The sequence below is a fragment of the Pseudomonas sp. S2_E02 genome, from assembly GCF_054668355.1.
The window spans coordinates 451,350-465,947 of the sequence record NZ_CP162761.1 but is presented as its reverse complement, the minus strand read 5'-3'; the positions used below and the strand labels follow the sequence as shown (position 1 = coordinate 465,947).

Annotated in this window: 13 protein-coding genes; 9 read left to right on the top strand and 4 right to left on the bottom strand. The window is 61.6% G+C overall.

All coding sequences use genetic code 11. From position 1 onward, the window contains the following. Positions 1–101: 101 nt before the first annotated feature. The 3 genes from AB4O01_RS01985 to AB4O01_RS01975 are packed head-to-tail and all read right to left on the bottom strand — an operon-like array spanning position 102 to position 3,679. Positions 102–995, bottom strand: a complete 894-nt coding sequence (locus AB4O01_RS01985) for a LysR substrate-binding domain-containing protein (RefSeq protein ID WP_460090513.1) — start codon at positions 993–995, stop codon at positions 102–104. Between the two features lie 6 nt (positions 996–1,001). Then, entirely contained in the window at positions 1,002–3,215 is a 2,214-nt protein-coding gene (locus AB4O01_RS01980) for a xanthine dehydrogenase family protein molybdopterin-binding subunit (protein WP_460090512.1), read from the bottom strand. Further along, a complete protein-coding gene (locus AB4O01_RS01975; protein ID WP_095047473.1) occupies positions 3,215–3,679 on the bottom strand; it encodes a (2Fe-2S)-binding protein in 465 nt (154 codons plus the stop codon). The genes AB4O01_RS01980 and AB4O01_RS01975 overlap by 1 nt, the downstream gene beginning before the upstream one ends. A 118-nt stretch (positions 3,680–3,797) precedes the next feature. Here AB4O01_RS01975 and AB4O01_RS01970 point away from each other — a divergent pair, with 118 nt between their 5' ends. The 9 genes from AB4O01_RS01970 (at position 3,798) to AB4O01_RS01930 (ending at position 13,832) form a co-directional block, all read left to right on the top strand. Next, positions 3,798–4,703: a LysR substrate-binding domain-containing protein gene (locus tag AB4O01_RS01970; protein ID WP_460090511.1), complete on the top strand. Its 906-nt coding sequence runs from the start codon at positions 3,798–3,800 to the stop codon at positions 4,701–4,703. 474 nt (positions 4,704–5,177) lie between these two features. Then, complete coding sequence (locus AB4O01_RS01965; RefSeq protein ID WP_077572225.1) at positions 5,178–6,107, top strand: amidohydrolase family protein; 930 nt, start codon at positions 5,178–5,180, stop codon at positions 6,105–6,107. A 4-nt stretch (positions 6,108–6,111) separates the two neighbouring features. Next, positions 6,112–7,017, top strand: a complete 906-nt coding sequence (locus tag AB4O01_RS01960; RefSeq protein WP_003224037.1) for an amidohydrolase family protein — start codon at positions 6,112–6,114, stop codon at positions 7,015–7,017. Positions 7,018–7,260: 243 nt separating this feature from the next. Next, positions 7,261–8,646, top strand: a complete 1,386-nt coding sequence (locus AB4O01_RS01955) for a UbiD family decarboxylase (protein ID WP_460090510.1) — start codon at positions 7,261–7,263, stop codon at positions 8,644–8,646. After that, positions 8,643–9,272 carry a UbiX family flavin prenyltransferase gene (locus AB4O01_RS01950; RefSeq protein WP_460090509.1) on the top strand — a complete coding sequence of 210 codons (630 nt, stop codon included), beginning with the start codon at positions 8,643–8,645 and terminating at the stop codon, positions 9,270–9,272. The genes AB4O01_RS01955 and AB4O01_RS01950 overlap by 4 nt, the downstream gene beginning before the upstream one ends. A gap of 88 nt (positions 9,273–9,360) precedes the next feature. Further along, positions 9,361–10,404, top strand: a complete 1,044-nt coding sequence (locus AB4O01_RS01945; RefSeq protein WP_414927448.1) for a CobW family GTP-binding protein — start codon at positions 9,361–9,363, stop codon at positions 10,402–10,404. Positions 10,405–10,655: 251 nt separating this feature from the next. Continuing rightward, complete coding sequence (locus AB4O01_RS01940) at positions 10,656–12,023, top strand: nucleobase:cation symporter-2 family protein (RefSeq protein WP_093438891.1); 1,368 nt, start codon at positions 10,656–10,658, stop codon at positions 12,021–12,023. Positions 12,024–12,036: 13 nt separating this feature from the next. Next, on the top strand, positions 12,037–13,425 hold the full coding sequence (locus AB4O01_RS01935; protein WP_460090508.1) for an amidohydrolase family protein: 1,389 nt from the start codon (positions 12,037–12,039) through the stop codon (positions 13,423–13,425). A gap of 215 nt (positions 13,426–13,640) precedes the next feature. Then, positions 13,641–13,832: a hypothetical protein gene (locus AB4O01_RS01930; RefSeq protein ID WP_099758657.1), complete on the top strand. Its 192-nt coding sequence runs from the start codon at positions 13,641–13,643 to the stop codon at positions 13,830–13,832. Positions 13,833–13,954: 122 nt separating this feature from the next. Here the strand turns inward: AB4O01_RS01930 and AB4O01_RS01925 are convergent, their stop codons facing one another. After that, entirely contained in the window at positions 13,955–14,587 is a 633-nt protein-coding gene (locus AB4O01_RS01925) for a Vgb family protein (protein ID WP_460090506.1), read from the bottom strand. Positions 14,588–14,598: the final 11 nt, after the last annotated feature.

The window sequence follows — 14,598 nt, the reverse complement described above, 5'->3', positions numbered from 1 at the left end:
AATCCCCTGTGGGAGCGAGCTTGCTCGCGAATGCGGTACTTCATTCAAAACATTTTTCGACTGTCACTATGCCTTCGCGAGCAAGCTCGCTCCCACAGGATTCAGTGTTGGCTTGAGGTTTCGACCAACTCGCGCAGCGTATCGAGAAACAGCTTGAGCACCGGCGAAGCATCGTCCGCCCGATAAGTGGCATACAGCGGCACCTCCGGCAACGCCGGGGTCAGGCGCCGGAACACCAACCCCGCCGGGGCCAGTTGCTCAATGGACGCCGGCAACAGCGCCACGCCAAACCCGGCGCGCACCAGACTCAGCAAGGTCTGCACCTCGATCACTTGTTGACGAATCTGCGGCGTGAACCCGGCCTGAATGCAGCATTGAAACAGAAAATGGGCGAACCGCGACTGCTTCAATTCCAGCGCCACAAACGGCTCCTGTGCCAGATCCGCCGGCGCCAGCACCGCGCGGCCAGCCAGCGGATGATCCGCCGGCATCACCACGTTGATCGGCTCGTAGATCAGCAGTTCATTGCGCAACTGCGGATCGTCATAGCCGACGCGAAACACACAAGCGTCGATGCGTTTCTCCTTCAACGCCTTGACCTGCGCCGCCGGGGTCATTTCATGCAAACGCCAGTTGACCTGCGGATAACGCTGGCGAAACAGGTGCAAGGCCTTGGGCAGCACGCCGACCATCACCGAACTGATCATGCCGATTTCCATCTCACCGAGTTGTCCGCGCCCGGTCTGCCGCGTCAGGTCCAACGCCCGCTCAAGCTGTTCGAACAGCAGCGGCGCCTGCTCCTTAAGCATCTGCCCCGCCGCCGTGAGTTCGACCCGATGATGGCTGCGCTCGAACAACGGCGTGCCGAGTTCTTCCTCCAGCAAACGAATCTGCTGGCTCAGCGGCGGCTGGCAGATATGCAGGCGCTCGGCGGCGCGACCGAAGTGCAGCTCATCGGCCAACGCCATGAAGTACCGCAGCAGACGCAGATCCATGACGGCTTACCCCAGACTCAGCGGCGTCGAACGCTGGCGTACGCCGGTCAGCGCGAACAAGGCATTGGCGATGGCCGGCACTACCGAAGGGCTGCCCAACTCGCCGACGCCACCGGGCTTACTCGGCTCGCCATTCAACACGACGATGTCGGTGGCCGGCATGTCGGACATGCGCATCACCCGGTAATCGTGGAAATTGCTCTGCACCACCCGGCCCTGTTTGATGTCGAGCCGATCGAACAACGCATGGCCAAGTCCCCACATCAGACCGCCGTAGATCTGTTCCTCGACACCGCCCGGCGAAACCGCCAGACCGCAATCGACCACACAGGTGAGTTTCTCGACCTGCGCCTTGCCATCAACCGTTGCCACTCGCGCAACCACCGCAATAAAACTGGTGTAACCCTGATTGGTCGCGATCCCCAGCGCCGTGCCCGGCGGCAACGGTTTGCCCCAACCGGCGCGCTCGGCAGCCTGCTTGAGCACGGCCACATGTCGTGGCCGCTCCTGCATATTGGCCAGCCGGAACGCCAATGGATCTTCGCCAGCGGCGTGGGCCAGCTCATCCATGAAGCTTTCCACGGCGAACACGTTGGGGATGAAGCTCACCGAGCGATACCAACCGCTGGGCACGTGGCTTTCATGCTTGACCCAGTTCAGTTCCAGGTGCGGTGGTCGATAGGCGAAGTCCCACGCGGTGATCGCCTCGGTGGTACTGTAATCCATATGGTCCGGCCGTTCGAAGTAACCCGGCTCCCACTGCTCCGGCGAGGCCGGCGACACCGCGTGCAGTTGCAGCGCGGTGAGTTTGCCCTGGGCGTCGAGCGCGCCTTTGACTCGATGCAAGGTCGCGGGGTGATTGAACAGCGCGTGCATTTCGTCCTCGCGACTGTTGAGCAGTTTCACCGGCACGCCGGTTTTCTGCGCCAGATACGCGACTTCGAACAACCAGTATTTAGCCTCCCGCGCGCCGAAGCTGCCGCCGGAGACCAATTCATGAATGGTCACGTTGGCCTTGTCGATGCCACACACGGTTTGCGCCGCTTCCAGTGCCGAGGACGGCACCTGCACACCGCCCCAGTAAGTGATCGCTTTGTCCTTGACGTGTGCGGTGATGCAGATCGGTTCCAGCGGGTTTTGCACCTTGTAGGGCATGGTGTAATCGGCTTCGATCAGCTTCGCCGCGCCTGACCATTGCCCGGCGACATCACCCTGGGCCATGGCTTTGACGGTTTGTGCTTGCGGATCGCCGATGGCCTTGACCTGCGCGCTGGAGAGTTGCTCGCTGTCGAACCCGGCCAAGGGCGAATCGCTCCATTTGATCGCCAGCAGATTGCGCCCCTGCTGTGCGGCCCAGAACGTATCCGCCAACACAGCGACACCTTCCTGATTGCCGCCGAGCACATCAGGGCGCCCCGCAATCGCCAGCACTTTGCGCACGCCCGGCACCTGCAACGCGGCCGCTGAGTCGACGCTGAGCACTGTCGATCCAACCACCGGCGCGCGCTGAATCACAGCGACCAGCATGTCCGGTAGTTGCACGTCGATGCTGTACTTGAATTGCCCGCAGACCTTGGCTGCCGCATCACGTTTGTGGCGCAGTTTGCCAATGTATTTGAACTGCGCCGGATCCTTCAGCTTGACGTTTGTCGGGGCTGGCAGATTCGCCGCGACGCCGACCAGTTCGCCGTAACCGAGGCTGCGTTTGTTCGCAATGTGAACGACCCGACCTTCTTCGGTGGTGCAACTGTCAGGGCTGACTTTCCACTGCTTGGCGGCTGCCGTGATCAGTAGTGCCCGCGCCATGGCTCCGGCCATGCGCAGGCGCTCGTATTCCAGGGAAACACTGGTGCTGCCGCCAGTGGAAAAGACCTTCCAGACCGGATGAATGTAGGTCTCGAAAAACGGATCTTCTGGGGTGATGACCTGCACGGTCATCGGGTTGACGTCCAGTTCTTCCGCCACGCACGCGGCCAGCGCTGTTTGCGTGCCGGTGCCGGAGTCGTGCTTGTGCACCACCAGTTTCACCGTGCCGTCGGGAAAGATGCGCACCCAGGCATTCGGCTCGAATTCACTCGCCGGTGCTGGCGCTTTTGGGTCAGTCGCCGCCATGCCACCCGGCAGATAAAGGGCAATCGCCAGGCCCGAAGCAACCGTCGCCGCTTGCTTGAGAAACACTCGCCGCGGCAATTCTATACGGCTGACGTCGATAAGGCTCATCACGCCTCCTTCGGCGCATTCGCCGCGCGTTTGATCGCTTTGTTGATGCGCCCGTAAGTGCCGCAGCGGCAGATATTCCCGGACATCGCGTTGCGGATCGAATCGTCGGTCACCGCCGCACCGGTGTTGAGCAACGCGGCGGCGGACATGATCTGCCCGGATTGACAGTAACCGCATTGCGGCACATCTTCGGCGATCCAGGCCAGTTGCAACGGGTGGTTTTGCGTCGGTGACAAACCTTCGATGGTGGTGATGCGGTGGCCCGCGACGGCGGCCGCCGGCAATTGGCAGGAACGTACCGCGACGCCGTCCAGGTGCACGGTGCAGGCACCGCACAGGCCCATGCCGCAACCGAACTTGGTGCCGGTGAGTTTCAGTTGATCACGCAGTACCCATAACAAGGGCATGGAGGAGGACGCTTCATCCAGCTCGCGTCGTTCGCCGTTAACCGTGAATGCAATCATTGTCAGGCTCCAAAAGAGCGGCCCGTCTTTGTGCGGGCCTGGTCACCGATTATTGGAACCCCGGGCAAAACGCGGCCAGCGACGATTTCTGCCAACCGCTGTAAGCAGGACTAACAACATGTACAAGCGATACCCGTCGGTGCAGTCCATGAGCGCGTTTATCCACGCGGCGCGCAGCGGCAGTTTCTCCAGTGCTGCGCGTAAGCTCGACCTCACGCACAGTGCGATCAGTCAGCAGATCCGCGCGCTGGAAGATTTCATCGGCCAGCCGCTGTTCGTGCGTGAGGGTGGCGGCAGCAATCTGACCGACGCCGGGCAGTTGTTTGCCAGTGTGCTGTCGGACGGTCTGGCGCAGATTGATCGCGCCTTGTCCTCGGTGAAAAACCGCAGCGTGGCGCAACGCCTGACCCTCGACGTCGACAGTGAACTGGCGCAGAGCTGGCTCAATCCGCGCCTGCCGCAGCTGCTCGATGAGCTGCCGGATTACGAAGTGACGCTGCTGTCGATGCCGCGCAGTGATCGCAGTACGTTTGAGCGGGTCGATCTGGCGTTGCGTTATGGCTATGGCGATTGGGACGACTGCGAGATGACGCAGATTTGTGGCGATCGGGTATTGGCGGTGGCTTCGCCAGAGTTGCTTGAACGCTATGGTTTGCAAGTGCCGCTTAGCCCGGCGCAGATCCTGCAGTTGCCGCTATTGGGGTATACGCGGCGGTCGTGGATTCCATGGCTGGATGCGGCCGGGATGACACCAAACGAACCGTCAGCGCGGGTGATTTTTGATAATGCGGCGAATCTGATTGCGGCGGCTGAGGCCGGCGTTGGCGCAGGGTTGGTGCGTGGATTACTGGCGGCTGATGCATTGCGCTGTGGGCGATTGGTGGCGTTGAACGAGGCGCAGATTGCGGCGCATTACAACCTGTATGCGGTGTGGCCGCATGGGCAGGCGGAGCGTGTGGCGCCGGTGGTTGAAGCGATCAGGCAGTTGGCTTTGCGTACGCTTGAAATCCAGCCCTCACCCTAACCCTCCCGAAACGTCGGACCGCCCAGAGGTAGAGAGGACCGATCGGGGAATATTGGCGAATGACACCGACGTGCACCTCCTGCTGTGAATCCATAATCGATTCCATCTGACAGGGGAATGCTTCAGAAAATCGTCGACCTGAACCAGCCTCGCCGAATCCATAATCGCCTCGGTTTCTCAGGTCGATGCATCGCGAAAGACACCTCGGTCGGCCCCCTCTCCCTCCGGGAGAGGGCTGGGGTGAGGGTCGCTTTTGACCTGCCCATATCGAACAAGTATCACCACCGCGCCCAATTAATATTGTACGAACCCAACCCCGCCTTCCAATACTCGCCCTCAGCAACCACCCACCCGGGCCGGATGCGAACAGGCGAGGGAATGCGCATGTCTTGCGCATAGCAACGGCCGATTGCCCGGGACGTGGATGCCGAGAGCCGCAAGGCTCCCTTCCCCGCTATCAGGAGATCGACTGCAATGATCATCGATATCAGCTGCTATCCCACGGATCTCGTGGACCTCGCCTGGAGGCATGACGGTGACCCGTTCACCGGCGAGCGTCTGCTGGAGATGATGGATGGCCCGTACATGGTCAACGGCAAGCCGCGCCGTATCGACAAAGCCTTCATCCAGCCGCCGCAGGGCAACACGATTTACACCTGGACCGACGGCGACCTCAGCGGCCGCGAATCCATCGACGCCTACATGGCCTACACCCTGAAAATGGTCCAGACCTACCCGGACCGCTTCATCGGCTGCTTCGTCTACAACCCGCGCTGCGGTGTGGAAAACGGCGTCGAGGCGATCGAGCGCTACGTCAAGGAACACGGTTTCGGCATGGTGCAGATGCAGGCCAACATGCATGCCTACCGGCCTGACCGTGCACTTGACTGGGTGCGCCCATGCTTCGAGAAATGCGCCGAGCTGGGCATTCCGGTCAAGCTGCACACCGGCGATGGGCCTTACAGCATCCCGTCGGAATGGGTGCCGATGATCAAGGAGTTTCCCAACGTCAATTTCATCATGGCCCACTTCGGCGTGCAGACCGGCGGCGTCTATGTGTTCGAACCGATGCAATGGGCGATGGAATTGCCCAACGTCTACTGCGAATCCGGCTGGTGCCTGCAATCGCGGATCGTCGAATTCGCCAAGGTCTTGCCGACGCACAAGATCCTCTTCGGCACCGACACGCCGCCGAACGAACCGGGCATGTGGCTGCGCCTGCTCGAAGTGCTTTGCCACGAGCCGCCGCAAGGCCTGAACCTCGACGAGGACACCCTCGAAGAGTACTTGGGCAACAACACCGCGCGGATGATCGGCCTCGAACCGACCCCGCCACCCCGTTCCGTTTCCGAAGCAGAGGCGCAACTCAAGCGTCCCGTCACCACTCAACTGGCCAGGAGCTGAACCGATGATCATCGACACCCATCTGCACCCTACCAACCTGGTCGACGAGGCCTGGCGCCACACCGGCGAACCGTTCACCGGTGAGCGCATGCTCAAGTTGATGGACGGCCCGTACATGATCAACGGCAAACCGCGCCGCATCGACATGGGTTTCATCCAGCCGCCACCGGGCAACACCGGTTATCGCGACGGCAACCGCCGGGGCCGCGAGGGCGTGCGCGACTACATGTCCTACGTCGCCGAACTCTGTGTGAAGTACCCGGACCGCTTCATCGGCAACTTCAACTTCAACCCGCGCTGGGGACCGGAAAACGGTGCGGCGGAGCTGGAATTCCACATCAAGGAATACGGCTTCAAGATGCTCAAGCTGCACGCCAACATGCACGGCTATCGCCCGGATCGCGCACTCGACTGGTTGCGCCCGGCGATGAAGGTCTGCGCCAAGTACAACATCGTCGTGCTGATCCACACCGGCGACGGCCCGTACACGATTCCGACGATGTTCTACCCGATCATCCGCGAGTTTCCGATGGTCAATTTCATCATCGGCCACTTCGGTATCCAGACCGGCGGCAACTACTCATTCGAAGCGTTCTGGATGGCCATGGACACGCCAAACGTGTACTGCGAATCGGGCTGGTGCTTCCAGTCGCGGATCGTCGAATTCGCCAAGGAGCTGCCGCGCAACAAGATCGTGTTCGGCACCGATTCGCCGCCGAACGAACCGGGCATGTGGCTGCGCGAACTTGAGGTGTTGTGCTCACCGGCGCCGCAAGGCCTGGGCATCGATGAGGATCATCTCGAAGACTACCTGGGCAACAACATCGCCCGGTTGTGCGGGATCGAACCGACGCCACCGCCCAAGGATCTGGTCGAGGCCGACATACGCCTGACCACCACCTATCTGTAGCCATACACAAAACCTGTGGGAGCGAGCTTGCTCGCGAATGCGGTGTGTCATTCAACAACGATGGTGACTGAATCAATGCCTTCGCGAGCAAGCTCGCTCCCACAGGGTTCGTTGCCAGAATTTAAAAGCACAGCGACTTTACAGGCACGAAGATGACCCGGCGTTCGCTCGACCGGCAGGCCAACGGCTGGCCGCGCGATCGCCCTCTCAACCCTGCGTGCCTGCTTTTTACGAGGTGACACCATGACCCGTTCGACGCTCGGCGATTCTCAGGACTTTCACGTGTTCATCGACGCCTATCGCCGTGAGTACCCGGACGATGTGCTGACTGTCACCCCAGCGATTTCCGCCGATCAGGACGTCACCGCCCTGGTCGATGCCCTCGCCGCCCAAGGTCGCGATCCACTGCTGATCTGCGAACACGTCGGCAACCTCGGTGTGCCGGTGGCGACCAATCTGTTTGCCTCCCGAACCCGCATTGCCAGGCTGTTCGGCGTCACTGCGGCGCAACTGCACGAAACCTTCCAGACCCGCGCCAACCAGCCCATCGCACCACGCTATGTGGAGAGCGGTCCGATCCTCGATGAGGTCTTCGAAGGCGAAGCGCTGGACCTGGCGCTGCTGCCGATGCTCAAGCATTTCGCCAGCGATCGCGGCCCATACATCACCAACGCAATCATCATCGCCGAAGACCCGCTGACCGGCATCGCCAACATGAGCTATCACCGCTCGATGCGCCACGCCCGGCAAGCACTTGCGACCAGCCTGCATTCCCGTGGGCACTTGTGGCGGATGTTGCAGACCGCTCGCGAGCGTGGCGAAGAACTGCGCGTGGCGATGGTCGTCGGTGCGCATCCGTTGTTCATGCTCGCCGCCGCTGCACGTTTGCCCTACGGCAGCGATGAACGCGCTGTGGCTGGCGGGCTGTTCGGCGCGCCGCTGGAGCTGGTGAAAACCCCACGCTACGGCATCGGTGTGCCGGCGTATGCCGAGTTCGTGCTGGAAGGTGCGATCGACCCGGCGGCATACGCCGAGGAAGGCCCGTTCGGTGAGTTCAGTGGATATTCCTCGGATCGTTCGACCAACAACGTGCTGCGCGTGGATACGCTGTTAAAGCGCAAAGACGCCTGGCTGGTCGACGTCATGGGCGGCCGCTACGCCGAGCACCTGACCCTCGCCCGCCTGCCGCGCGAAGCGGAAATGAGCGAGAAACTGAAAGCGCGTTTCCCCGCCGTCACCGCCGTGCATTACCCCAATTCCGGCACGCACTTTCACTGCTACGTGGCGCTGGATCAGAGTCGCGACGGCGAGGCGCGGCAGATCATGCTGGCGCTGCTCGGCTGGGATCCGTACCTGAAAACCGTGATCGCGGTGGACAGCGACATCGACATCTGCGACGACAGCCAGGTGCTGTGGGCGCTGGCCACGCATTTCCAGCCGCATCTGGATATTTTTACCATTGATGGCTTGCCGGGCAGTCCGCTCGATCCATCGTCCTCAGTGAATGGCACCACCTCGCGGATGGGCCTCGATGCAACTCGCGGCTCCGGGTTTGACGGAATCAAGGCGCAGCTCGATCAAGAGGTACTCGAACGCGCGCGGGTTCTGCTCAAAGGACTTGAATCATGAACCGCCAGCGGATGGTGGTCGGTATCAGCGGCGCGTCCGGCTTCATCTATGGCGTGCGACTCCTGCAACTGCTCGCCGAGCTGAACATCGAAAGCCACCTGATCATCAGCCGTGCCGCGCTGCTGACCATGGCCCACGAAACCGACTACAAATTGGCCGACGTGACCGCGCTGGCCAGCCATTATCACCGCGCCGATGACGTCGCTGCCGGAATTGCCAGTGGCTCGTTTCGTTGCCTGGGCATGGTCGTCGCGCCGTGTTCGATGCGTACCTTGGCGGAAATCGCCACCGGCACGTCATCAGGACTGATCGGCCGCGCCGCCGACGTCACGCTCAAGGAACGTCGCACGCTGGTGTTGATGGCCCGCGAAACGCCGCTGACCCTCGCCCACCTGCGCAACATGACTGCCGTTACCGAGATGGGCGGGATCATCGCCCCGCCGGTGCCCGCCTTCTATGCCCGCCCGGAGAACCTGGCGCAAATGGTCGACCACAGCCTCGGTCGCGTGCTCGATCTGTTTGGTCTCGACTCTGGCACCGCACAACGATGGCGAGAACACCAGGGATCCTGTGGGAGCGAGCTTGCTCGCGAAAGCGTTGGAACAGTCGCCATCACTGCTGAATGACACACCGCATTCGCGAGCAAGCTCGCTCCCACAATGAAGCAGCATCACCCGAATTCAGTGTGCACCGGTCAATCAAAGGAGCTTCACCATGAACACCCCATTCAACGCCCCAACCCGCAACACCAAAATTCCAGTGACCATCCTCACCGGCTTCCTCGGCGCGGGTAAAACCACCCTGCTCAATTACATCCTCAAGGAAAACCACGGCCGCAAAATCGCCGTGATCGAAAACGAGTTCGGCGAAGTCGGTATCGACGGCGACCTCGTCCTCAGTTCCGAGACCGAAGAAATCTACGAGATGGTCAACGGCTGCGTGTGCTGCACTGCCGAGGTTCGCGAGGACCTGGTGCGCATCGTCCGCGAACTGGTGGCGCGGCCGGTGCGCCTCGATCACATCCTCATCGAAACCAGTGGCCTGGCCGATCCGTATCCAGTGGCGCAGAGCTTCTTCATCAATGACCCGATCGCCGAAGAAGTAGAACTCGACGCGATCGTAACCATGGTCGACGCCAAACACATCGCTCAGCATCTGGAGGATCTGCAACTCGATGGCGTCGACAATCAGGCGGTGGACCAGATTGTCTGCGCCGACCGGATCGTCATCAACAAGGTCGATCTGGTCAGCACTGAGGAAGTGGAAACCCTGCGCGGCAAGATCCGTGGCTTGAACGCCACAGCGGATCTGGTGACCTCGACCCATGCGCAAATCGACCTGACAAAAATCCTCGGCATCGGCGCTTTCGAATGCACGCAGAAGCTCATGGAAATCGGTGCTGAACCTGAGCACCACGACCACCACGCTCATCATCACGATGCGCCCGATCACGAACACGATCCAAGCGTGTCATCGGTGGGCATCGCCGTGGACGGCGCGGTCAACCTGATGGCCTTCCACCGCTGGATCAGCGAACTACGTTCCTCTCAGGCCGACAATCTGTACCGCATGAAAGGCGTGCTGGCGGTGGCCAACGAGGACCAGCGCTACGTGCTGCAAGGCGTGCACAGCCTGGTGGAATTCCGCGCCTCGACCGCGTGGGGCACGGAGCCCCGCTCGAGCAAGATCGTATTCATCGGCCGCGACCTCGACCGCGCGGCGCTGAACCAGGGCTTCGCCGCCTGCCTGGCAGGCTGAAACAAGGCATCGGAGCCGGTGGATGGCGGCTTCGCAGCACGAATGACTGATGTTCGCCACTTGGGGCTGCACAAGTCCCTGTGGGAGCGAGCTTGCTCGCGAAGAGGCCGTCACATTCAACCTCTCAGTTGACTGACATATCGCCTTCGCGAGCAAGCTCGCTCCCACAGGGTTCCACTGTGTCCTTGAGCTGATCAGCATCAGACGAATACCCCTCTCTACCGCATAAAAACAGCCAGAGGTGTTTCCCCATGTCGTCAGCCCCATCTCCAACGCAATCCGCCGCCACCGTGCATCCCGTCGACCGCATTTTACCGGTGCGACAGATGCTTACCCTCGGCCTGCAACACATGGCCGTGTCGTACATCGGCGCCATCGCCGTGCCGTTGATTGTCGCCAGTGCCCTGAAAATGTCTCATGCCGACACGGTGGTGCTGATCAGCACCACGCTGTTCTGCTCGGGCATCGCCACCCTGTTGCAAACCGTTGGTTTCTGGAAATTCGGCGTGCGCCTGCCAATTCTGCAAGGCGTGGCGTTCAGTAGCGTCGGCCCGGTGATCGCCATCGGCAGCAACCCGGAGGTGGGCTTTGCCGGAGTCTGCGGGGCGGTGATCGGAGCCGGGTTGTTCACCATGCTGATGGCGCCGTTCGTGGGTCGATTACGGCGATTTTTTCCGCCGGTGGTGACCGGTTGCATCGTCACCGTGATCGGCTTGCAGCTGTTTCCGATTGCCTATGAATGGGTCGGCGGCGGGCGCAACGCGAGCAACTTCGGCGCCCCGGCGTTTCTCGGCGTGGCGGTGGTGGTGTTGCTGACGATTCTACTGGTCAACCGCTACGGCAGCCCGCTACTGCGCAACATGGCGGTGTTGATCGGCATGCTGATCGGTGCAGGCCTCGCGTATGGCCTCGGCATGGGCAGTTTTCACAGCGTCGAAGAAGCGCCGTGGCTGACCGTACCCTACCCGTTCTATTTCGGTCTGCCGACTTTCAGCCTGATCCCCATCGCGACCATGGTGGTGGTGATGATCGTGCAGATGGTCGAGTCGATGGGGCTGTTCGTGGCCATCGGCGACATCGTTGAAAAGCCGGTCGAGGACAAACAGGTCATCAATGGCCTGCGCGCCAACGGCCTGGCCAGCACCATCGCCGGGATGTTCGCCGCGTTTCCGTTTATCGCCTTCATGGAAAACGTCGGCCTGGTGATTCTGACCGGCGTGCGCAGCCGTTGGGTGGTCGCAGTCAGCGGCCTGCTGATGTGCTCGATTGCCCTGGTGCCGAAGGCCGGCGCAATCATCGCTTCGATGCCGACCGCTGCCCTCGGTGGCGCCGGCATTGCGATGTTCGGCGTGGTCGCGGCGGCGGGCATTCAGACCCTCGCCAAAGTCGACTACGAGCGCAATCGCTACAACGTGCTGATCGTCGGTTTCACCATCGCCGCCGCGCTGGTACCGGTGCTCGCGCCAACCCTGTTCAAACAACTCCCCGAGTGGTCGCAGCCGTTCCTGCACAGCAGCGTGGTCATCGCCTGCCTGGTGTCGGTGCTGCTCAACGCCGCGCTGAATGGCGTCAGCGTGGCGGAAACCACCGCCAGCAAATCCGCCTCGCACATCCTTTAGTTTGGAGCTGCCCATGACTCGACTTCAGAACATCCTGATCAAGAACCCGGTTGCGGTGATGACCGGCCTGCGCGGCCCCCGCGCGCGGGCCGGCGCCGTGGACATCCGCGTGGTCAACGGGCGCATCGCCGAAATGGCCGCGAACCTTGAGCCACAACCCGGCGAACGGGTGATCGACGCGCGCAACTGCGTGGTCTATCCGGGCTGGATCAACACCCACCACCACCTGTTCCAGAACCTGCTCAAAGCCGTGCCCGAAGGTTTGAATCAAGACCTGCAAGGCTGGCTGGCCAGCGTGCCCTACCCGCGCCTTAACCGCTTTACCCCGCAACTGGCGCGGACTGCCGCGCGGTTGGGCATGGTCGAATTGCTGCTGTCCGGCGTCACCACCTGCGCCGATCACCATTACCTCTATCACGCCCACGGCAGCACCGAGACCGGTGATCTGCTGTTCGATCTGGCGGATGAGTTTGGCCTGCGCTTTGTCCTGTGCCGTGGCGGCGCGCTGGAATCGGCGAGCGCCCATCCGGGCTTCTCGAAAACCGCGCTGCAACCGGAAAGCCTTGAGCAAATGGTCGGCGATATCGAACGGTTGAAATCGCGGTACCACCAGGACACCCCGGACGCGATGCGCCGCGTGGTGGTCGCCCCGACCACGCCAACGTTCTCGCTGCCGCCAACCCTGTTGCGCGAACTCGCGCACACCGCGCGCGGCCTTGGCTTACGCCTGCACACACACTTGTCGGAGACACAGAACTACGTGAATTTCTGCCGCGAAAAATACAATTGCCTGCCGGTGGAATTCGTCGCCGAGCACGAATGGCTCGGCCCGGACGTCTGGTTCGCCCATGCCGTGCATCTACAACCCGGTGAAATCCGCATGCTCGCGCAGACCGGCACCGGCGTCTCCCACTGCCCGGTGAGTAACGCTCGGCTGGGCAGCGGCGTGGCGCCTGTGCCGCAGATGTATGAGGCCGGCGTGCCGATTTCCCTGGGAGTGGATGGCGTAGCCTCGAACGAGTCCGGAAGCATGGTTGGCGAAGCCAACACTGCATGGCTGATCCACCGCGCAGAACAAGGCGCCTCGGCGACCACGGTGGAAGATGTCATTCACTGGGGCACGGCGGGCGGCGCGCAAGTGCTGGGCCTCGGCGCCGTTGGCACACTTGAAGTCGGTCAGGCGGCGGATCTGGTGATCTACAGCCTCGACCATCCACGCTTCTATGGCTTCCACGACAGCGCTGTCGCGCCCGTGGTAGCGGGTGAACCGATTACGGTGAAATACAGTTTGGTCGGCGGCCGCGTGGTCGTGGAGAACGGCGTGATTCCGGGCCTGGACATCGAACGCATGCGCGCCGAAGCATGGGAAGGTGTGCAGCAACTGATGAACGTCGACGACTGATTCCAATCCACCACAACTTCAATGTGGGAGCGAGCCTGCTCGCGAAGGCATATTGTCAGCCACTGCAACATTGACTGATCCAACGCTTTCGCGAGCAGGCTCGCTCCCACATAAAGCCGTCGCATTCGCGACTTTCGGCTTTCTCGACTAACGTTATTACCTCATCGGACAGAGCCCCTGCCCGCAATACAGGGCTCTTTTTCAAGGAGAGACTGATGACGTCGCGTCGCAACATCGAACAGACCTATCGCACCTGGTCCAGCCCGATTCTGCTGGAGCTGAAAAAGCGTGAACACCAAATGGCGCCGGTCGAGCGTCAGGCACTTGAGAATGTTCTGGTGGAAAGAAGGTTGCTGGACATCGGCGGCCCGGAGGGTATTGAACGTCGTCGAAACAGCGGTGCCTGACACTGCGCTTTCGCGAGCAGGCTCGCTCCCACAGGGTTTAGGGTTGCTCACAAAATTTGTGTTCATCCGCAATCACTGTGGGAGCGAGCCTGCTCGCGAAGAGGCCGGTGCAGATACCTTGATCATTGAGGCCGACGCACCGCCCTCACCCGCCCACTGTCGCCGCCACCGCAATAGAATCGATCCGCACCGTCCGCCTCCAGCCCGGAGACACCTTGTCCCTCGGGCATCTTCAGCGACTCGATGACCTCACCGTCCTGCGGATCGATCCGCCGCAGCTCACTCTCATCCGCCTCCCAAGTGCCATGCCACAACCCGCCATCCACCCAGGTCACCCCGGTGACAAACCGGTTCGACTCCAACGTACGCAGGATCTCGCCAGTCTGCGGATCAATCTGATGAATCTTGCGCTCGCGATACTGCCCGACCCATAACGAGCCATCCGCCCAGGCCATGCCTGAGTCGCCGCCATTCCCCGGGGCCGGGATGGTGTGGAGCACGCGCCCCGTGGCCGGATCGATCTTGTGGATGCGGCGGTCGGCAATCTGGTACAGGTGCTGGCCGTCAAAAGCGGTGCCGCCGTCGGCGCCAACCTTGATCGTGCGCACGGTTTCGCCACTGGCCGGATCCAGTGCATTGAGCTGGCCATCGCTGGCAAACCAGACCTGCTGGCCATCGAATGTCACGCCGTGAATGCCTTTGATGCCATCAAAAGGACCGTACTCGCGAAGGATTTCTGCGTTTGCTTGTTTCATGGCAACTTCCT